16 protein-coding genes are annotated in these 19,162 nt (G+C 54.6%); all 16 read right to left on the reverse strand.

All coding sequences use genetic code 11. The annotated features are described in order from the left end of the window. Position 1: 1 nt before the first annotated feature. Positions 2-1,219 carry a response regulator gene (locus LY85_RS09535; RefSeq protein WP_141826436.1) on the reverse strand — a complete coding sequence of 406 codons (1,218 nt, stop codon included), beginning with the start codon at positions 1,217-1,219 and terminating at the stop codon, positions 2-4. A gap of 17 nt (positions 1,220-1,236) precedes the next feature. Further along, entirely contained in the window at positions 1,237-3,015 is a 1,779-nt protein-coding gene (locus tag LY85_RS09540; protein ID WP_141826437.1) for a sensor histidine kinase, read from the reverse strand. A gap of 91 nt (positions 3,016-3,106) precedes the next feature. Next, the gene (yjfF, locus tag LY85_RS09545; protein WP_141826438.1) at positions 3,107-4,111 is read right to left on the reverse strand and encodes a galactofuranose ABC transporter, permease protein YjfF; all 1,005 of its coding nucleotides are present in this window, start codon (positions 4,109-4,111) and stop codon (positions 3,107-3,109) included. Continuing rightward, the gene (locus LY85_RS09550; protein WP_185741177.1) at positions 4,108-5,148 is read right to left on the reverse strand and encodes an ABC transporter permease; all 1,041 of its coding nucleotides are present in this window, start codon (positions 5,146-5,148) and stop codon (positions 4,108-4,110) included. The genes yjfF and LY85_RS09550 overlap by 4 nt, the downstream gene beginning before the upstream one ends. Next, positions 5,123-6,658: a sugar ABC transporter ATP-binding protein gene (locus tag LY85_RS09555; protein ID WP_141826439.1), complete on the reverse strand. Its 1,536-nt coding sequence runs from the start codon at positions 6,656-6,658 to the stop codon at positions 5,123-5,125. Before LY85_RS09555 ends, LY85_RS09550 begins: the two co-directional genes overlap by 26 nt. A gap of 114 nt (positions 6,659-6,772) precedes the next feature. After that, positions 6,773-7,792, reverse strand: coding sequence for an ABC transporter substrate-binding protein (locus LY85_RS09560; protein ID WP_141826440.1), 1,020 nt, complete (start codon positions 7,790-7,792; stop codon positions 6,773-6,775). Positions 7,793-8,051: 259 nt separating this feature from the next. Continuing rightward, a complete protein-coding gene (locus LY85_RS09565) occupies positions 8,052-8,744 on the reverse strand; it encodes a DUF3298 and DUF4163 domain-containing protein (RefSeq protein ID WP_185741178.1) in 693 nt (230 codons plus the stop codon). A gap of 56 nt (positions 8,745-8,800) precedes the next feature. Continuing rightward, positions 8,801-9,796: a spore photoproduct lyase family protein gene (locus LY85_RS09570; RefSeq protein WP_141826442.1), complete on the reverse strand. Its 996-nt coding sequence runs from the start codon at positions 9,794-9,796 to the stop codon at positions 8,801-8,803. 64 nt (positions 9,797-9,860) lie between these two features. After that, entirely contained in the window at positions 9,861-10,463 is a 603-nt protein-coding gene (locus LY85_RS09575) for an isoprenylcysteine carboxylmethyltransferase family protein (RefSeq protein WP_141826443.1), read from the reverse strand. Between the two features lie 104 nt (positions 10,464-10,567). Next, positions 10,568-11,272: a hypothetical protein gene (locus tag LY85_RS09580; RefSeq protein WP_038326014.1), complete on the reverse strand. Its 705-nt coding sequence runs from the start codon at positions 11,270-11,272 to the stop codon at positions 10,568-10,570. Beyond that, positions 11,262-11,726 carry a LytTR family DNA-binding domain-containing protein gene (locus tag LY85_RS09585; protein ID WP_038326481.1) on the reverse strand — a complete coding sequence of 155 codons (465 nt, stop codon included), beginning with the start codon at positions 11,724-11,726 and terminating at the stop codon, positions 11,262-11,264. The genes LY85_RS09580 and LY85_RS09585 overlap by 11 nt, the downstream gene beginning before the upstream one ends. A gap of 196 nt (positions 11,727-11,922) precedes the next feature. Continuing rightward, positions 11,923-13,335, reverse strand: a complete 1,413-nt coding sequence (locus LY85_RS09590) for a phosphoglucomutase/phosphomannomutase family protein (RefSeq protein ID WP_141826444.1) — start codon at positions 13,333-13,335, stop codon at positions 11,923-11,925. A gap of 34 nt (positions 13,336-13,369) precedes the next feature. After that, entirely contained in the window at positions 13,370-15,886 is a 2,517-nt protein-coding gene (locus tag LY85_RS09595) for a hypothetical protein (RefSeq protein ID WP_141826445.1), read from the reverse strand. A 9-nt stretch (positions 15,887-15,895) separates the two neighbouring features. Beyond that, complete coding sequence (locus LY85_RS09600) at positions 15,896-16,777, reverse strand: carbohydrate ABC transporter permease (protein WP_141826446.1); 882 nt, start codon at positions 16,775-16,777, stop codon at positions 15,896-15,898. Between the two features lie 13 nt (positions 16,778-16,790). Beyond that, positions 16,791-17,729 (reverse strand): sugar ABC transporter permease, encoded by a 939-nt coding sequence (locus LY85_RS09605; RefSeq protein ID WP_141826447.1) that lies wholly within the window; start codon positions 17,727-17,729, stop codon positions 16,791-16,793. Between the two features lie 80 nt (positions 17,730-17,809). Next, positions 17,810-19,159 (reverse strand): carbohydrate ABC transporter substrate-binding protein, encoded by a 1,350-nt coding sequence (locus LY85_RS09610; RefSeq protein WP_141826448.1) that lies wholly within the window; start codon positions 19,157-19,159, stop codon positions 17,810-17,812. Between the last annotated feature and the right edge of the window lie 3 nt (positions 19,160-19,162).

Here is a 19,162-nt window from a genome sequence, read left to right on the forward strand (position 1 = left end):
CTCACATTGCCACAGATATTTTACTCTGTCCGTTCTTCCGGTACTCCGCCGGGGAAACGCCGAGCACCTTTTTAAAGGCGCTGCTGAAATAGTGCTGGCTGGAGTATCCCGTCAGCTCGGCGATTTCATAAATCTTCATTTCCTCGTTGGAAAGCAGCTCAATCGCCTTGCGGATACGGGCGCGGGTCACGTAATCCACAAAGGTGATCCCCATGGAATGGCGGAAAACACGGCTCAGATGCTGGGGGGACACATGGAAGGCGCAGGCCGCGTCCTGAAGCGAAAATTCCTCGTTTTTATAATTTTCGTCGATGTAATTCTGAACGTCCTTAATCAGCTGGGGAACCTCCATCAGCTCATAAAACCGGCTGAGGGCATGTTCATATTCCACGGGTATTTCCCGCCGGCCGTTCCCCTCCGCCTGAACCAGCGTCGCCCGCACGGGCAGATGCTGCTCCAGCAGACGGCGAAGCTGCTTCACCGTGTCCTGCCAGGCGTCCTGCGGCTGACAGGAGGAAATCATCACCAGGTTCCCAGACGGATTGCGGAAAAGGGCGACCGGGCAAAACGGCTGGAAAAGCTCCCGCGCAATATTTTCCGCCGCGTAATAAAGCAGGTCGTCGTTCCAGTCCCCGCCGATTTCCATATTGTTTTTATAGTCCAGCCCGGCGATGACGACGCCGAACGCTTCCGGGAATTTCAATTCCAGAAAGCTGACCCGCTCGTCGATTTCCTCTTCACAGAAATGGCCGCCGAGCCAGTCATTCAAAAAATTCTCCGTCAGCTTCGCCTTGTTTTTTTCAAGGAGCACCTTTGCCCATTCCAGGTATTTCGTCTGCTCCCGGCTCCTTTTCAGCTGTTCCTTGGCGCGGTCCAGCGACTGATAAAACACATCCTCCATGATCGGCTTCAATATGTAATCGTAAACGCCCAGCCGCAGCGCGCTCTGGACATACTGAAAATCGTCGTACCCGGTGATGATGATGACGAGCGCGTCCTTTAAAACGCCCTTCAGCTTTTCAATAAACTGGATGCCGTTCAGAAACGGCATGTTGATATCGACGAACAGCAGGTCGGGCGCAAATTTTCCCGCAAGCTCCAGCGCGGTCTCCCCGTCCTCCGCCTGCGCCGCCACCTGCATTTCCCGGTCCTGCTTCAAAAGTCCGGCGATCCCTCTGCGGATGATCTCTTCATCGTCCGCGATCAGCACCTTATACATATCTCCTCTCCTTTCGCTCAGCTGTCGTCATCCGCCGGAAGGATCACCGTCACCGTGGTCTCCTCGCCCTCCCGGCTCTCTATGGAGATTCCGTACTCCTTTCCGTAGCATAGCTGGATTCTTTCCTGAATGTAAAAGAGGCCGAAGCTCTGTTTCTGGTCCAGCTCCGTATGGTTGTTCAGCTGATGGTTCAGCAGCTCCAGCCGGTCGGCGGGAATGCCCGCGCCGTCGTCGTGCACCCTGAAAACCACCAGATTCCCCTTCCTATGCGCGGTCACCGCAATGGTGCCGCCCCCGCGCTTTTCCTTGACGCCGTGATAGATGGCGTTTTCCACCAGAGGCTGCAGAATCAGCTTGGGGACCTTGCAGCCGGCGAGCTTTTCGTCCACCTCGATCTGGTAATTTAGCTTATCCTTGTAGCGGATTTTCTGAATATACAGATAATTGGACACATGGGTGATTTCCTCCCGGATGGTGATCATATCCTTGCCGTGGCTCAGCCCGATGCGGAACATGCTGGTCAGCGCGTCGACCAGCCGGACGATGTCGCTTGCCCCGTAGTCCCTCGCCATCCAGCTGATGGTGTCCAGCGTATTGTACAGAAAATGTGGCTTGATCTGCTCCTGCAGGGATTTCAGCTCGGCAAACCGCTTGTTCTGCTGCTCCACGTACACCATGCGGATCAGGTTTCCGATCTGGTCGATCATATGGTTGAAGCTCAGGCCCAGCTCGCCGATCTCATCGTTGTATTTGCTGTTGAAGCGCACCGAAAGGTCGCCGCCCTCCGCCTGCTTCATCAGGGTCTGCAGCTTGAAAATGGGTTTTGTAATGGTTTCGGCCAGCTCAAAGGAAGAAAACAGCACGAACAGCACCGTAAACAGGATGCATCCGAACAGGATATAAATGATGGTGTTGACGCCCGCCATGACCTCGTCGTTGGAAAACACCCCCACCGTGCGCCAGCCGGTGTATTCCGATTTTTCGGAATGAATCTGATAGTTTCCGCCCCGGATATTCGCGGTGACAAACGCGTTTCCGCTGCCGCCGAGCCAGAGCGGACTGACGCGGTACACCACGTCGTTGACCGGAGCGTAGACAATGCTGTTGTCCGCGTCCGTGACAAACACAAAGCCCTTTTCGCCGATGGTGACGCTGTTGATGGACTTTTTGATGATGTCGTGGCGGATATCGAACAGGATCACGCCCAGCACTTCCCCGGTTTTGGGGTCCCTGACCGCCTTGGTAAGCGAAAAAACGTCGTCCACGCTGTAGTCCTGATTGGTCACGATGTTCCTGCCCGTCGCGTCGCTGATGAGGCGGATCTCCTCCGGGGACTGCTCCGCCTGACGGTACCAGGACTCGTTGTGAAACGAATCGCGGGAAATCCGGGACATGCCGGTGCTGACATAGAGGTCGTTTTTGGTGGCGATCAGGATTCCGGCGATCTCGTCGTGGGAGGAAGCGATATTCTGCAGAAGCTCCCTGATCTGGCCGGTCTGCGTTTTCCACTTTGGGTCTTCCTCCGACTGAAGGCTCCAGAAGTCGTTGTTTTTCAGCTCAACGGAAATATAATTCGCGGTTTTTTCAATCGTACCTATGTATACGTCGATGGAGTCGCACACCTGATTGATCGTCTGGGCGGTGTGGTCCATTGCGGTCTGCTGCGCCTGATTGACAAACACAAGGCCGCTGACAATGGAAAAAACAGCAAACGGAATGAGCGCCATAAAAAGATAGGACAGTACCATTTTGTTCCGGAACCGGATGTTCAAAAATTTGTCCAATATCTTTCGCAAGACGCTCACCTCATCGGCTGCTGATTTTTGAATTGAGAATTGTGTATATTATATAATATTTAAGAAAAAATATCAAATTATTTTGCCATATTTATGCAGCTTTTTCCAACTTCCCATCCTTGATTTTTTCCGACCTGCCCGCCAGAATGCGCTGAATGACGATGAACAGGCAGAGCAGCGCCGCGCTGAACACCTTCGTCCACCAGGTGTTCAGGTTCTGGTACGTCACAATGGTCTGAATGACGCCCTGAATCATTACGCCCACGGTGGTGCCGATCACGGTGCCGACGCCGCCGGTCAGCAGTGTGCCGCCGATGACTGCGGAGGAAATCGCGTCCATCTCAAGCCCCACGTTTTGAAGGGAGTAGCCCGCCAACGTATAAAAGCTGAACACCACGCCCGCCAGCGCCGCACAGAAGCTGCTGATCGCGTAAACCGCCACCTTGGTTCTCCTCACGGGCAGGCCCATCAGCGAAGCGGACAGCTCGTTGCCGCCCACCGCGTAAACGGTCCTGCCGAACCGGGTGAATTTCAGCACGAACATCGCCCCGATCAGGACCGCGGCCGCAATAAAGACGTAATAATAGATTTTCGCGCCCGCGAAGGCAATTTTGTTCAGCGCCATTTTTTTATAGAAATCGTCCGTAATCGGAATGGACTCCGTGCTGATGACGGCGCACAAACCGCGCATGAAAAACTGCCCCGCCAGCGTGACGATGAACGGCTGGAGCTGATAGGAGTGGATCATAAAGCCCATCAGCGCGCCGAACAGAAGGCCGATCAGCAGCACCAGCGGAATCACCACGCCCGCCGGCACCCCGCTTCTGAGCAGGAACGCCGAGAACACGCAGGTAAACGCAATGGTAGACGAAATAGAAATGTCGATGCCGCCCGTCAGCAGGACAAACGTGATGCCGATGGAGGCGATCATCATATAGGAGCCGTCGTTCAGCAGATTGCAGAACGTGGACAGCGAAAGAAATCTGTCGTAGGCAACCGAACCCGCCGTAAAAAGGCCGATAAACAGCAGGGCAGTGACCAGCAGAGACATATTCCGTATACGGAACCTTTTCGTTGTTTTTACCGATTCGCTCATGCCGGTTTCACCGTCCTTTCCTGTTTATGACCGGAGAATCTCTTTCTCATTTTGTCCTTGAATTCCGCCGATTGGAAAAGGCAGATGCAGATAACGATGACTGCTTTCACCACCGCGGTGATTTCCGGCGCCACCCCCATGGCGTAGACGGAGGTCGTGATGCTCTGGATAATCAGCGCGCCGGCAAGGCTGGCCGGAACGGAGAACCGCCCGCCGCTGAGCGAGGTCCCGCCGATCGCCACCGCGAGGATGGCGTCCAGCTCCATAAAGAGACCGGCGTTGTTGCAGTCGGCGCCCTTGATGCCCGCGCTTTCGATCAGCCCGGCGACCGCCGCCGTGATGCCGCAAAAGGTGTAGACCATCCATTTCACGCTGTTGACGTTAATGCCCGCAAAGTGGCTGGCGACCGGGTTGCACCCCGTGGATTCCAGAAAAAGCCCGAACGCCGTCCTTTTGGTGAAAAGCAGCGCCAGCGCCACCACGAAAAGCACGATGAAAAGCGGGAACGGAAGGCCCAGAATATAGCCGCCGTTGATGAAGTAATACGCGTCCGAATTGACGGTGACGATTTTCCCGTCGGTAATCAGCTGGGCAATGCCTCTGCCCGCCACCATCAGGATCATTGTCGCGACGATGGGCTGGATTTTGATTTTGGACACCAGAAAGCCGTTCCACGCGCCGCAGAGCATGCCGCCCAGAAGCGCCAGCAAAATAGCGACCTGGACATTCTGCCCCGCGCCCGGCAGAATTCTGCCGTCCACGATGCTGCACGCGATGGCGCCGCTGATCGCCATGACGGAGCCGACGGAAATATCCGTCCCGCCCGTCGCAAGGACGAACGTCATGCCGGTCGCCAGAAGCATCAGCTTGCTGCCGTTGCGCAGAATATCGATCAGCCTTCCGTACAGGTGCGCATCCACGATTTTGATCTCGAAAAACGCCCCGCCCGAAATAACCCCGTTGATCAGCAGAATAGCGAACAGCACAACGACCGGCCAGAACCCCTGGTATTTAGACAGCTTCCTGATCTTCTCCACTTTTGACCCCTCCCGCAATTAAGCTCATGACCGCGCTTTCGGCAATGTCCTTCCCGCTGAGCTCGCCGACCTTCCTTTTGTCGCGCAGAACGATCATGCGGCTGCAGCAGCGGAGCATTTCGTCGATTTCGGATGAAATAAAGACCACCGTCATCCCCTGCTCGGCCAGCCCGACGATCATTTTCTGAATTTCCGCCTTGGTTCCCACGTCGATGCCCCGGGTGGGTTCATCAAGCATCAGCAGCTGGGGGTCTGTGGCAAGCCATCTTGCCAGAATGACCTTCTGCTGGTTGCCGCCGCTCAGGTTTTTCGCCCGCTGTTCCTGGGACGGGGTCTTGATTTCCAGCATTCTGATATATTTGTCGGCAATGCGCTCGGCCTGTGCGCGGGAAATCGACTTGAGCATGCCCTTCTTCGCCTGCAGGGCGAGAATGATGTTTTCCCGGATGCTCAGGTCCCCGATAATGCCCTCTGTTTTCCGGTTTTCGGGGCAGAACGCAACGCCGCAGCGAATCGCCGGAAGGGGCCCTTTCCCCACCAGCTTCCGACCGTCCAGGCTGATCTCCCCCTGCTCCAGATGATCGATCCCAAAAATCAGGCGAACGATCTCCGAGCGTCCCGAACCGAGCAGCCCGGAAATGCCGAGCACTTCTCCCCTGTAGATTTTCAGGTCGACGTCGCTGATGGTCCCCGGCCCGCAGGCCCGCTTCATCTCCAGCAGGCCGTCGCGCTCCCCGCCGGTCAGCTCCTCCTTTTCGGAGGAAAGGTCCAGCTCGGCGTACTCTTTGCCCAGCATTTTGCCGACAAGCTGCGTTTTGGGCAGCTCGGCGGCCGCGTAGGTGCCGACGTAACGCCCGTTGCGCAGCACGGTAATGGTATCCGAAACCGCGTACACCTGATCCAGAAAATGCGTGACGAAAAGGATTCCCATTCCCTGTGCCTTCAGCATGTTCATCACTTCAAAAAGCTTTTCCACTTCCACGCTGCTCAGGCTGGAAGTCGGCTCGTCGAGGATGAGCACCTTCGCGGAAATGTCGACCGCGCGCGCAATGGCCACCATCTGCTGCACCGCGACCGAGTAAAAATCCAGATTCTTCGTCACGTCGATCGTAAGATTGAACCGTTTCAGCAGATCGCGCGAGTCCCGATTGATTCTTTTCCAGTCGATGCTTCCTCTTTTTTTCGGTTCCCTTCCTATGTATATATTTTCCGCCACCGAGAGGTTAGGGCAGAGGTTGACTTCCTGATAGACCGTGCTGATCCCCAGCTTCTGCGCGTCCTGCGGACTCTGGGGAAAAATGGGGACGCCTTCCAGCAAAACGGACCCGCCGTCCCGTTCCTCCACACCCGTCAGGACCTTGATCAGAGTCGACTTTCCCGCGCCGTTTTCTCCCAGAAGGGCATGGATTTCTCCGCTTTTCAGCTCGAGGGGAACATCGTCCAGCGCCGCCACCCCCGGAAAGCTTTTGGAAATATGTTCCATCCGAATCAGCATATTTTCGCTGCTCATGAGCGGACTCCTCCTTTGTGATATTGTTTTCCCGTGTGCCATGAAGCAAAATCCGCTCCGCCGAACAAAGACGGAGCGGATTTTAAAGAGAGTCGGAGAATTGTATGAAAAAGGTTAATAAACGCGGGTGGGAAGGTCTTTGGCGGCGGTATCGGCGCGGAAAACGCTTTCGTCGGATTTGATCCACTTTTCAACCGTTTCGCCGTCCTTCAGCTTCTGGCAGGTCTCAAAGAACTGCGGTCCGAGCAGCGGGTTGCACTCTACGGTGACATTCGCTTCTCCGTCGACCATAGCCTGGAAAATACCCTTGACGCCGTCGCAGGAAACGGTCTTGATGTCCTTGCCGGGCTTCATTCCCGCTTCTTTCATGGCCTCGATCGCGCCGAGCATCATGTCGTCGTTATGCGCGTAAACCGCATTGATCTGATTGCCGTAGGTTTTCAGGAAGGATTCCATGACTTCCTTGCCCTTGGCCCTTGTGAAATCGCCCGTCTGGGAGGCGAGAATCTTCATGTCCGGATATTTCGCGGCCAGCTGGTCGTCAAAGCCCTTCTTTCTGTCATTCGCCGCGGAAGCACCCACGGTTCCTTCCAGTTCAACAATATTTCCCTTGTTGTTCAGCAGCTTTGCCAGCTCGTCGGCAGCGTTCTGCCCTTCCGTGATGAAATCGGAGCCGATAAACGTGGCGTACAGGTCATCGGAAACCTTTGCCCTGCGGTCGAGCAGAACGATCGGGATTCCCGCGTCCTTCGCCTCTGTAAACACGGCGTCCCAGCCTGTTTCCACAACCGGGGCAAGGCCGATGACGTCAACGCCCATCTCAATAAAGGATTTTATCGCCTTAATCTGATTTTCCTGTTTCTGCTGTGCGTCCGCAAACTTGAAATCGATGGTGTCCACATGCTGTCCGGCATAGAACTGAATGGACGCCGTTTCCGCGTCGCGCCAGCCGGATTCCTGCCCGATCTGCGCGAAGCCGACCGTCAGCTTTTTGTTGCCCTCCGCCTTGGAAACGACTTCCGCGCCCGACTGTGTGCCCGCCGACGCGGTCTTTTCAGCAGGTGTACCCGCGCACCCGCCTAACGCAAGGCCCGCGATGCATACGGTTAAAATTGCAGCAAGTATTCTTTTCAAATTTTTCTCCTCCGCTTCCGGGGATCGCCCCCCTTATTTCGTTTCCATTGTAGTGCATCCTCCCTTTTAAGTCTTTACAATAACAAAACCTGTTTGTATTATTTTTTAACATCCTGGCAGTGAACTCCCCCGGTCAGGCTTCACCTGCCGGCCCCCGTCGGGGGAGCCAGGCTCTCTCTCCAAATCAGGCATTGACACAGGCGCGTCAAAATAAAAAAAGCCGCAAAAAGCAGCTTTTTCGTGTATTTTTTATCAATTTTCAGCGGAGCATACAGGACGGTTTCCAGCCCAAAACGTCATACGGAACGGTAAAGACGACGATTCCGGTGGAATAGGGCGCGATTTCATACTGCTGATAATAGATCGCGACGCCCTGCGGAGTCAGGTAATACTGCTCCTCATTGAAATACTGGGCAATCAGTTTGCGGTAATCATCAAAATAGACGCCCGGATTTTCCGCCATATTCCGGTCGGCCTGCTTTAAAATATTCTGCAGAAGCCGGTACCGGTAATTGCTGTGCGGCCCGAAGAACCGCGCGAGCGGATAACGCCTGCCGTTTTGCAGGCTCCACGTGTCGGAACGCCGGACGGTGTTGCCGTGCGCCCCGCCCGTATATTCGTACTGGTCGCGATAAAGACTCAAAAAACAGTTTTCGTTATAAGCCGTTTCATATTTTAAAATGGCGTCATACGGCCGGAACGGGAATCCGTTTGTCTGGGAATCGCGGTATTCCTGAACGGCCTGACGGTACAGGGTTCCTGCAACATAGCGGTAAAAATTTTCCGTCTGCATCCGGATCATGCCGTTGATCCTGCTTTCGGCCGCCCGGTTTCCCCTGAGCCTTATCTCCGGAAATTCGGCGGTCATTGTGATTATCACGGTATTCTCATACTGGAATTCCCGCTCGACCTTCTGAGCGGTCAGTTCCGCGCTGAAATTCGGTTCGTACATTTTCATCCCTCCGCCCCATCATATGCCGGAAAAAGCGGTAAGGATTCAGGATTTTATCACACGACATAAAGGATGGAACAGCCGCCGAGCTTTTCCGCGATCTCCCGCCGGAGCAGTTCTTCCCCCTGCGCGCGCAGCTCGTTGCGGTAGCAGTACTTTCCGCGTCCTCTCACCGTCATCAGCGAAGCGTCGTAAAGCTCCGCCGCGTTGGGAAACGCTTCGTTGTTGATCGCCCGGTGAACATAGCTGTAGGTCATAAAGATGATCTCAATGGTCAGATTTTCCTTTGCTTTTGGGGACAGCTCGTCGGCAAGCTGATGAATAAGCTGCGCGTAAAGCTTCTGCCAGTCGCCCAGAAGAACGACCGGGGCAATCAAAAGCCCCACCCGGTACCCGGCTTCGCACATCTTATTCAGGGCCTGTATCCTGTTTTTTAACGGAGAGGTCCCGAATTCCACCCTGCTGATGATTTCCTGAGGATTGACGCTCATACGGAAAATGGCCCTGCCACGGTGTTCCAGATTCAGCAGAGGATCCACCATGTCGAACTTGGTCGGGAACGTCAGAAAGCCCTTTTCGCTTTTTGCAAACTGCTCAATCGTCCAGACAAGATTTCCCGTAATGGTGTTTTCCAGCACCAGATCGCTGTTGCTGCCGATTTCAAAGGTCAGGTCGCGGTCCGCGGCGGCAGCCGTTTTTATCAGCTTGCCGAGCATCTGCTCCCGGTTGACGAACAGCCTCAAATACGAGCATTTGTTGTAGTTGCAGACCAGATAGCAGTAAAGGCACGCCGCGCTGCAGCCGGAGGAGGTATAGGGCACCAGAAAATCGGAGATTTTATGATTTTCCACATATTTGTGCGTCTTGCGGACGCCGACGATCAGGTACCGCTTCATATGGCCGAATTCCCGGTTGGAATTGCCGCGAAGCTCCTCGATATTGTTATGGCTGTGGATCGGTATCCACGGTACTTCATTGAATTTCTGCCGCAGCTGCTCCCCCAGTTCATAGGAAAGAGCATCCGGCTCATAATAGACGCGTTCCGGGTACATTTTATCACCTTCCGGTCTATTATTGACAGCCGGACGGCTTCTATGCGATAAAAAATTTTGATTGTCACCAGACGTGGGGAACCAGCCTCCAGGTATGCTGTTCATAGTCCCTGTAAACCGCGCCGAAGCTTTTTTCCAGCGCTTTTTCCTCCGTGCGGATACGGTAGCCGTACACGGCGGCGGCAATCAGCAGGGTGGCCGGGACCCCAAGGGCGGACCGGAAGGCCAGCGAGATTCCCAACAGCGTCAGGATGCTTCCGGTATACGCCGGATGGCGGATAAGCCGGTACGGCCCATCCTGTACGATCTTCTGTTCCGAACCGACCCGCACTGCCATGGAAAAAAACTTTCTCAGGGTCCAGACGGAATACAGCCGAAGAATCATACCGGAAACGGCAGCCGCGAACCCCAGCCAGAAAACAGGCACGGGCAGCACGACCGGAAGAAGGCGGATATAGAGCGGATTCAGAAGAACGGACAGCCAGAACCCAACGATAATCAGCAGCATGGACCCTCTGTCCTCGCCGCTCTTTTTTCCACCCTTTTGATTGTTCCGGGCGGTCAGCAGCAGGATCGTCGTTTCCATCAGCAATACCGCGATCAGCAAACCCTGAAAAGTGTTTTTCAGAACCGCGCCGGGAAAATAAGTATCTCCGTAAAAATACATAGCAACATCTTCTTTCAAAACATGAGAAAACCTGCGGCCTTCCGCCGAACCCCGCAGACTGTCGGCGGGGCCCCGGCAGAAAGCCGCGGCTTTGGTAAACCGGATCAGATATAATGGATTTCTATGCCGCCGAACTGTACGTTGCCCGTCAGGGTAAGCTGCGGGGCGTTTTCCTCGGGGTGCGCCAGCCGGATATCGTTGTCCACGCCGCCGAGGCTCGTGTTCAGTTTATCGATGACTTTCCAGCTGCGGGGCACATAGATCTGAATGGCGCCGAAGCTGCAGTCAAGAAAAATCTCCGCGCCGTCCGGGCTGAGCTGGGACTGATCGAAGAACAGCTCCAAAGCGCCGAAGGAAACATCGAACTGTCCGCCCTTCAGGCACTCGCCGTGCAGATACTTGCTGGAAGAACCGAAATGCACCTTTGCGTAGGGGTTGTTGTCGTCGATATTTTCCGTCGTCGGCTGAATGGACCCCGACCCGTGGTGCCAGTACATGTGGTTTTTCGGGTGCCTGTGAAAGAGAAAGCTGAAGCCCATACTGGCAAAAACCGCGGCCAGAATCAAAAGCCAGAGGGAAATCCGGGCGAGATGAAGCGGCTGCTGGTAGATGACATAAAGAAATGCCAAAGGTACGAAAATACCGAAGTAATTACGGTGAACCACGCTGCTGATCAGCAGAGCCGCGAGCAGAACCGTCGCCAGAACGCTGACAAATCCAATCTGTACAAAAGACCCTGTCTGGCTGGCAATGACAAATACCGCCGAGAGCAGGAAGAAAATCCCCCAAAACCAATTTCTACTTTTCATAAGTGCTCCTTTCGTTTAAACGCTGCCGCAGCTCGCTGTAATAGTACCGCGACACGTATACCTGTTTGTGACTGTTAATAAATTGAACCAGACTGGAAGCGGTAAGGTTCCGCGTGACGGAGTACACCTGCAGGATATTGACAATGGTGGATTTCGCCGCCCGCACAAAGTTTTTCGGAAGGATTTCCTCCAGCTCGTACAGCCGGTATTTGATCCGGTAAGCGTCGTTTGCGGTGTGGGCGTAAATATGCTCCCCCTCCGTCTCAAAGAACAGGACCTCATCCAGCGGAAAATAGAATTCCTGATTTTGTTTGAAAAAGGTGATCTTGGTATTCCGGGAGGACTGTTCCAGAACATAGCGGTGTATTTTCTGAATGGTGTCGTCCACGCGGCCGCAACGGATCAGCACCTCATCCTCATCCAGATCATTGACTACCTCAATGCGTATCTTCACCTGACCACCCCCTCTGCAGATAGTATAGCGGGTTTGCGGCAGGATGAAAAGAGAAAAACGCCGTCCGGTCTCATTTCCGCCCGCAACAGGTTAAAAAATCCGGGTAAAAGGAAACGTCCGCCCCATACAGCCGGCAGGAACACCTGTTGCCGGGGGTATGGGGCGGACAGAAAAAATAAAAACGGGAACTTTACGGTTATAGATTGAGAAATTTACGAAAGGTCATGCTGACTTCCGCGGCATCTTCCTCACACGCCATTTCGCAGAAGATACGGAGCACCGGTTCGGTACCGGAGAAGCGGCAGATAACCCAGCCGCCGTTTTTGAAATAGACCTTGCAGCCGTCCAGATAGGAGATCCGCTCGACTTCCCTGTCAAACTCCGGCACCCGCTTTTCCTCAAAGAGCAGATGCTTCAGCTCCTCTTTCCGCCGCGCGGTCATACGGCAGTCGAACTCGTTCATGAAACAGCTTCCGTATGTCCGGTGGATATCCTTGAGCACCTCCGACAGCGGCTTGCCGATCACACTGACCATTTCCACCAGCAGCGCCCCCGCGTAGACGCCGTCCTTTCCGCGGATATGGCCGCGGACGGTCAGTCCGCCGGAGGACTCTCCACCGATGAGCGCATTCGTTTCCTCCATTTTGGAAGAAATATATTTGAAGCCCACCGGGACCTCGCAGCAGGCTTCGCCGAAGCGGGCCGCCATCGCGTCCAGACAGTGCGTGGTCGCCACGTTCCGGACGGCGGCTCCTTTCCAGCCCTTGAACTCGTGAAGGTAATAATACAGGAGCACCAGAATATCGTTCGGGTGAATGAAAGCGCCGTTCGCGTCGATCAGCCCGATGCGGTCGGCGTCGCCGTCGGTCGCGATGCCGAGGTCGTATTTCCCCTGCACCACCAGCTGGGAAAGGTGCGTCAGCGTGGAGCTGTTCGGAGCGGGCAGCCTTCCCCCGAACAGTGTGTCGTGCCTGTCGTGAATCACCTCGACATTGCAGCGGCAGGTCAGCAGAATCGTCTGTAACGTTGTTTTGCTTACCCCGAACATCGGGTCAAGCAGGACATTCAAATGCCTTTTTTTGATAGATTCGATATCGATGACGCCTAAAATACTGTCTATGTATTCATTCTGCGGGTTAATGATTGTGACAAACCCGGAATCCAGCGCTTTCGCGTATTCCATGCTTCTGATTTCCGTCTTTTGTATTCCGGCGATCTGCGCTTCGATTTCGTCCGTGACCTCTTCCGCCGCATCCCGTCCGCCGGACGTGAAAACCTTTACTCCGTTGTACTCCGCCGGGTTGTGGCTCGCGGTAATCATCAGCCCGTAGGAACCCTTTTCCTTCATGACCTCAAACATAATCAGCGGGGTCGGCGCGTCATAATCGATCAGATGCGTTTTGATTCCCTCTGCCGCGAACACGCACACCATCCATTTTGCGGCAATATCGGACAGGAATCTGCGGTCGTAGCCGACGATGACCGGCTCGTTCTCTTTGCCGTTTTTTCGAATGATTCTGACCAGCGCAAGGGAAAGAAGCTCCAGATTCTCCCTTGTAAAATCCTCGCCGATCACCGCGCGGAACCCGCCTGTTCCAAATTTAATCATTGACAATCCTCCGTTTTACGGGCATGCCGTATGCCTAAAGAATAACCCGAATGGTATTTTCTCCGTCCTGAAAAAGTTCGCTTCCCAAAACGAAAACCATACGGAAATGGAAGGGGTCTTTTCGGGTCTTGAAAACGCTTACGCCGTTGAGCTCCACCTTTTCCGGGGCGCAGCTGCGGGCGTTCGGATTTCTGATTTCCATCTTGACCCTTTTTCCCCGGTAGGTAAATTCCACGCTGGCGCTGTCCATCCACCCGGGGATGCAGGGATCGATGACAAGGCCGTCCAGCGTGGGCCGGATCCCGAACATCCACTCGTAAACAGCCCGCTGGGCCATGCCCACGCTTCCCGTCAGAAAGCTGAACAGGCTGCGGAATCTGAACACGGGCAGCTCCTGCCAGCAGTTCACAATCGCGTACGGCGGGGACAGGACAACATTGGACGGATGGCGCGACTGGTCGTACGGCAGCAGCCATTGCAGCACATCAAACAGCGCGTCCCCGTTGCCGACGGCTGCAAGCGCCCGTGCTAAGAAACCCTGCGCGCCGTGGTTGTACACGTTGCCGTTTTCCGCGAAGCCCGCCGGGGCGTCCCCGCTGGCGGCACGCCCGACACAGCGGATGGGCATTTTTCCCATCGGCGGCCAATAGAGCCGGTACCCCGCCTCGCATTTCAGCAGCTCCATGACCCGCAGAACCGACTCCCTCTTCTCTTCCGGAACTACTCCCGAAATCAGCGCGAGCCAGTTGGCCGGGCCGTAGGGCCTCTTTTCGCCGTCGGGGTCCTGATCGGAGAAAATCCATTTTCCTTCATCCGTAAAGATGCCGTTTAAAAAACCGTCCCGATTATACGCGTGCTCCAGAAGATTCTTTTTCATTTCTTCGGCTTTTTTCCTGTAGACAACAGCCGTTTCCGAAGGGCCGCTTCTGCTTTCCAGAATCCCGGCCATATACTGCAGGCACATCACCGCCTGCTCGCTCACCATCACGGATTCCCCGCGGCCAAGCACGCCCGCCCGGTTCACGGAATCCAGCCAGTCGCCCTCCCCGATTTTGCACAGACCGTGTTCGCCCAGATTTTCAGGGTCGATATAATATTCCATGGCACGGATCAGATGTTCCAGAACGGTGTTTTTTCCATCGAAGTCCAGCCACGGCAGGACCGCGTCCAGCACGCCGCTGTCGCCGCTGTACGACAAATATTCATAAACAAACTCGATCACGAACGCCCCGGCGTCCACATGTCCGCGCAGGTCGTGCCGCCCCGTCCGTCCTTCCGTTGAAAACTGGCGGGGGAACCATCCGTCCGACCGCTGGCAGCTGAGCATCTCCAGCAGCCTTACGCGGCCTGCGGCGTCATCGATTGACAGCATCGCCGTATAATCCTGCGCGCAGTCGCGCGTGCCGCGCATCGCCGTCGGCCATCCCCGGTCCAGCGAGGCGACCCACTCCATCTGCAGCGGCAGCCAGCTGTTTATGAAATAATCCCAGTCCTTTTGGCCGGTCCGTACGGTGTTTTTACGGCACAGCGCCGAAAAATGGCACCGCGCCTCTTCTTTTTTCCGCTCATAAGCCGGGGCCTCAAAATAGACCAGTGATTTTTTGACGTCATCAACGGCGGGAAGCCCTCCGTCCGCCGTGTTCTGCGGCATACAGAGCACCTGTGTGAACACCCTTTCGCCGCCGGGTTCCAGATGACACCCGTACTTTGCCGCGTAAACCGGCGGGTACCCCCAGATGGCGTTGTCCTCGCGGTATTCCCCGAAGGAAGCGGCCGGTTCCGGCCTCATCCGGAAATTCCCGTCCATCACCGACTGCGGGCAGGAAAGGTCCCCGCAGCCCACAAATTTTTCATAGCTGATTTCCGTGCCGCACAGTCCTTCGCTGTCCGTCCAAAGCGCGGCTGTCCGCCGTTCGCCCGGGTCGGACGTACTGCTGAGAAGCTGCGACCAGAAAAGCTCCTTTTCCTCCCTGCCGACTCCGCTTTTCAGGTACCACTCGTATTTGTCCCACGGCGCGAGCTGGGCGGGATTGACGTAGGGGACAAAGGCCGGACACACGGAAATGCCCATCGCTTTTTGCCGCAGGTTTTTCACGCGCAGCTTCATGACGATCTCGGTTCCGTGCAGGGGAACGAAAAATTCCGTCTTTACCAGCAGGTCCTGATACCGGTACTCATAGGACGCGCAGTGCGGCAGAAACGTGATTTTTAAATCCTGCGGCTCTTTGGACGGGTCGCTCCCGTCGATCAGCGGACGGAAAAAGTTAGTGAACGGCTTTCTGTCTTCCAGCTCATCGGACTGAAGCCAGACGGCCCAGCTGGAAAACTTCTGCCCGCTTTCCCTCCTGAAAAGCTGGATCCCGCCCGGCGGATTCGCCTGCGCGTACACCGGCCCGAACTGATCCACCTTCAACAGCACGTCGTGATTCTGATAGATATATTCCCACGGCGCGGGCAGGTTCAGTGAAAAAAGGTCGATCCCCGCGCAGTCCGGGCGGAACTGTGCCCATTTTTGCCCGGAAGGGCCGTAAATTTCTCTGTTGTTCATCATCGTTCCCTTCTAGCCCTTCAGGCCGCCCATACTGATGCCCTCCGTCAGCCTGTTCTGCACAAGGCTGTAGAGAATCATTGTCGGAATCATCACCAGCGCCATTCCGGCGAACATCGCGCCCCAGTCCGTCGCGAATTTCTGCTGCTCCATCAGGTTCGCCAGCCCGACCGGAAGCGTCCATTTCTGCTCTTTCAGGATGGTGGTAGCCATGATATACTCATTCCAGAAGCTCATGAAATTGAACATGACGACGGTAATCATGGCGGGCTTTGCCATAGGGACGATGATGCGGAACAGGGTGCCGAAATACCCGCACCCGTCGATCTGAGCGGCGTCCTCATAATCGTGTGGAATGGTGCGGAAAAATCCCGTCAGCAGGTAAATGGTGAACGGAAGCTCGCAAACCGCGTAAATCAGCGCCAGAACCGTCAGGTTGTTGGTGATCTCCAGATGCTGAAAGATCACGTATTGATTGAGAAAGCTCTGAATTTTATTGAGCGACAGGAAAATGGGGATCACAATATAATTCTGGCTTACAAACAGGCCCGCCATAAAGAGGACGGACAGCCCTTTGGAGCCCCGGAAGGTAAACCGACTGGTCACATAGGCGGTCGGCACCGCCAGAAAGACGACAAACACCAGAGCAATCAGTGTAATGTAGGCCGAATTCCAGAAGTACGCGAGCATATTCCCCTTTTCCAGCGCGTTCTTATAGTTATCCCAGTGAAAACCGGCGGGGAGCGCCCAGGCATTCGTCAGAAACTCCGAGCTGGTTTTGAACGAGGTGTAAAATGTCCAGATAATCGGGAGCAGTACGACGGCGGTAAACAGCAGAAGAACCACCCTGACAAAAAATTTGCCCGACCATTTTTGTAATTTAGCGTTTTTCATCCGTATTCTCCCTTTAATACTCAATGACTTCTTTTGAAGTCAGGCGGTTGCTGATGAGTGCAAGTACAAACGAGAAGAGGAACACAAACACGCCCACAGCCATTGCATATCCGAAATTGGAATTCGTGAACGCCTGTTTATACATGTAGGTCAGCAGCACCTCCGACTGGCCCGATGGCCCGCCGGTCGGCGTCATGACCTTGACGAACACAAAGCTCATGTTGATGGTTGAAATGATAAAAAACACAATGGTGACGCGGATAATTTCCCACATCAGCGGCAGCGTGATGGAAAAGAACTGCCGGAACTTCCCCATTCCCTCCATACTGGCCACTTCGTACAGATCCTTTGGAATTCCGTCCATCCCGGCCATATACATCACCATATAGTACCCGACGGCCTGCCAGATCATTGCCGCCGAGATGCACCAGCGCACGGTGGATTTTTCCCCCAGCCACGCGTGAATCAGGCCCTCCGAGTGGATGGTTTTCAGGGTGGAGGTCAGAATCCCCATGGTGGGGTCGTAAATCTGCACAAAAAGCACCCCGATCACGACCAGCGAAAGCACGTTCGGGAAAAAGAAAACCGTACGGTAAAACGGCTTTTCAATCAGCTCCGTCTGCGCCAGCAGCGCCGCGAAGAACAGGGAGACTGTCATGGTCACGGCCGTTACGAACACGATGAAAAACAGGTTGTTGCGAAACGCCTGCCAGAACTTTTCGTCGCGGAAAAGGATCTGAAAATTCTGCAGCCCGATAAATTCCTTGTTGAGCGAAAGGCTGCTCATCCTGAAAAGGGACATATAAAAAACATTGGCGGTAGGATATAACATAAACACCGTAAACAGGATTACGGTCGGTACGGTACAGACGGCAATAAAACCGGCACGCTGCTTTTTTCTGCTGCGCAGCGCGCGGAGGTTCCCGTCCTTTGCCTTTATGGCAGTCAACATGATCACTTTCACCCTCACATCATAATTTGCATCAGGAGATAAAATTGGTGAGGTCGTAGACGGCCTCACCAATTCATGTCTTACTTTAAAATCAATGAAGAGAGTGTCTCTGCATCTTTTTCCAGATTGTCCGACCATTTGTCGGTTGTCAGTGTTCCCGCCATAATCTGGTTCAGGTCCTGATATAAGTCATCTCTTAAATTCACTTCTGTCTGGGAGGTCAGCGCGTAAGAACCGGTAACCGGCGTATAGCCCTTGTCCGTAATCGTAAAGGTGTCGTAAACGGACTGGTCGATGGAATCCTTTACCAGATTTGCAGCACCCTTGATCGGGGGAATGATTCCTGCTTTGCTTGCCAGTGTCTGGATGCTTGCGTCCTCATAGAGGGAAGCAAGGAATTTCTTCGCGAGCGGAATGTTCTTCGCGTCCTTCGGGATATACATCTCCTCACAGTTGGCCCAGATGAATTTCTTATCCGTTTTGCTGAAGGTCGGCAGCCCGGCGAAGCCGTATTCAAAGGCGTCCGCCTTCGGGGCGTCCTTCATTTCCGTCTCCAGCCAGTTTCCGTTCGGAATAAAGAGGCATTTATTCTGCAGGAACTGCTGCTGCGACTGGGTGTGGGTCATGGCGAGCGTTCCGTTCAGCAGGTAGCCGCCGTCCTTGATTTTCTGATAGAGATCAAAGGTTTTCTTCACCGCGTCCGATTTCCAGGCTCCCTTTTTATAGTTCAGGCAGTCCTGCAAAGCCTGCTCGCCGCCGGCGACCGCAATGGTCGGGTTTACCACGATTTCATTGTAGGAGGGATCGTTCGCGGCAGCGTAGGTAAAGAGCGCAATCCCCTTTGCTTTTGCCTTGTCGCCCAGAGCAAAGAACTCGTCCCAGGTTTCGGGCACTTCCCAGTTGTTTTCCTTGAACAGGGTCTTGTTGTAGAAAAGGCCCATCGTGCTGTAGGAAAGCGGCGCCGCGTAGACTTTGCCGTCTCCGTAAGGGGAAATGGTCGGCGCGGAAAGCGTTCCGTCGATCATTTTATCCTTGAGGTCGCCTGTGAAAACATCGCTGATGTCCTCCAGCTTTTTATCCTGAATCAGCGACTGCAGGATTCCCGATTCATTGGTGGATGCAAGGAAAATGAAATCCGGAGGATTTCCGTTCATAATCTGCGGACGGATGACGTCCCCCAGCTTTGCGTTTGCCGTAACGTTGATTTTCACTCCGGGGTTTTTCGCCTCAAACTGCTTTGCAAGGTCGTCCCAGACCTCCCGGCCGTAGCCGCCCTCGAACACCGCGATGTTCAGCTCCTGATTCTGCTCCCCGGCGGATGTCTGGCTCTGTGCCGCCGAAGAGGAATCGCTTACCTTCTGGCAGCCCGCCAGGGCCGAAACGCCCAGCGACAATGCACAGATACATGCAACTGCTTTTCTCAATTTCATTAA

Origin of the sequence: Clostridium sp. KNHs216 (assembly GCF_006714885.1) — a bacterium.
In the GTDB taxonomy this organism is placed as follows: Bacteria; Bacillota; Clostridia; order Oscillospirales; family Acutalibacteraceae; genus Caproiciproducens.

Coding starts and splice junctions, on each gene's coding strand:
- LY85_RS09590 (WP_141826444.1), bottom strand. CDS start 13,335: ATGATTAAATTTGGAACAGGCGGGTTCCGCGCGGTGATCGGCGAGGAT.
- LY85_RS09610 (WP_141826448.1), bottom strand. CDS start 19,159: ATGAAATTGAGAAAAGCAGTTGCATGTATCTGTGCATTGTCGCTGGGC.
- LY85_RS09595 (WP_141826445.1), bottom strand. CDS start 15,886: ATGATGAACAACAGAGAAATTTACGGCCCTTCCGGGCAAAAATGGGCA.
- LY85_RS09600 (WP_141826446.1), bottom strand. CDS start 16,777: ATGAAAAACGCTAAATTACAAAAATGGTCGGGCAAATTTTTTGTCAGG.
- LY85_RS09535 (WP_141826436.1), bottom strand. CDS start 1,219: ATGTATAAGGTGCTGATCGCGGACGATGAAGAGATCATCCGCAGAGGG.
- LY85_RS09565 (WP_185741178.1), bottom strand. CDS start 8,744: ATGTACGAACCGAATTTCAGCGCGGAACTGACCGCTCAGAAGGTCGAG.
- yjfF (WP_141826438.1), bottom strand. CDS start 4,111: ATGAGCGAATCGGTAAAAACAACGAAAAGGTTCCGTATACGGAATATG.
- LY85_RS09555 (WP_141826439.1), bottom strand. CDS start 6,658: ATGAGCAGCGAAAATATGCTGATTCGGATGGAACATATTTCCAAAAGC.
- LY85_RS09580 (WP_038326014.1), bottom strand. CDS start 11,272: ATGAAAAGTAGAAATTGGTTTTGGGGGATTTTCTTCCTGCTCTCGGCG.
- LY85_RS09575 (WP_141826443.1), bottom strand. CDS start 10,463: ATGTATTTTTACGGAGATACTTATTTTCCCGGCGCGGTTCTGAAAAAC.
- LY85_RS09570 (WP_141826442.1), bottom strand. CDS start 9,796: ATGTACCCGGAACGCGTCTATTATGAGCCGGATGCTCTTTCCTATGAA.
- LY85_RS09605 (WP_141826447.1), bottom strand. CDS start 17,729: ATGTTGACTGCCATAAAGGCAAAGGACGGGAACCTCCGCGCGCTGCGC.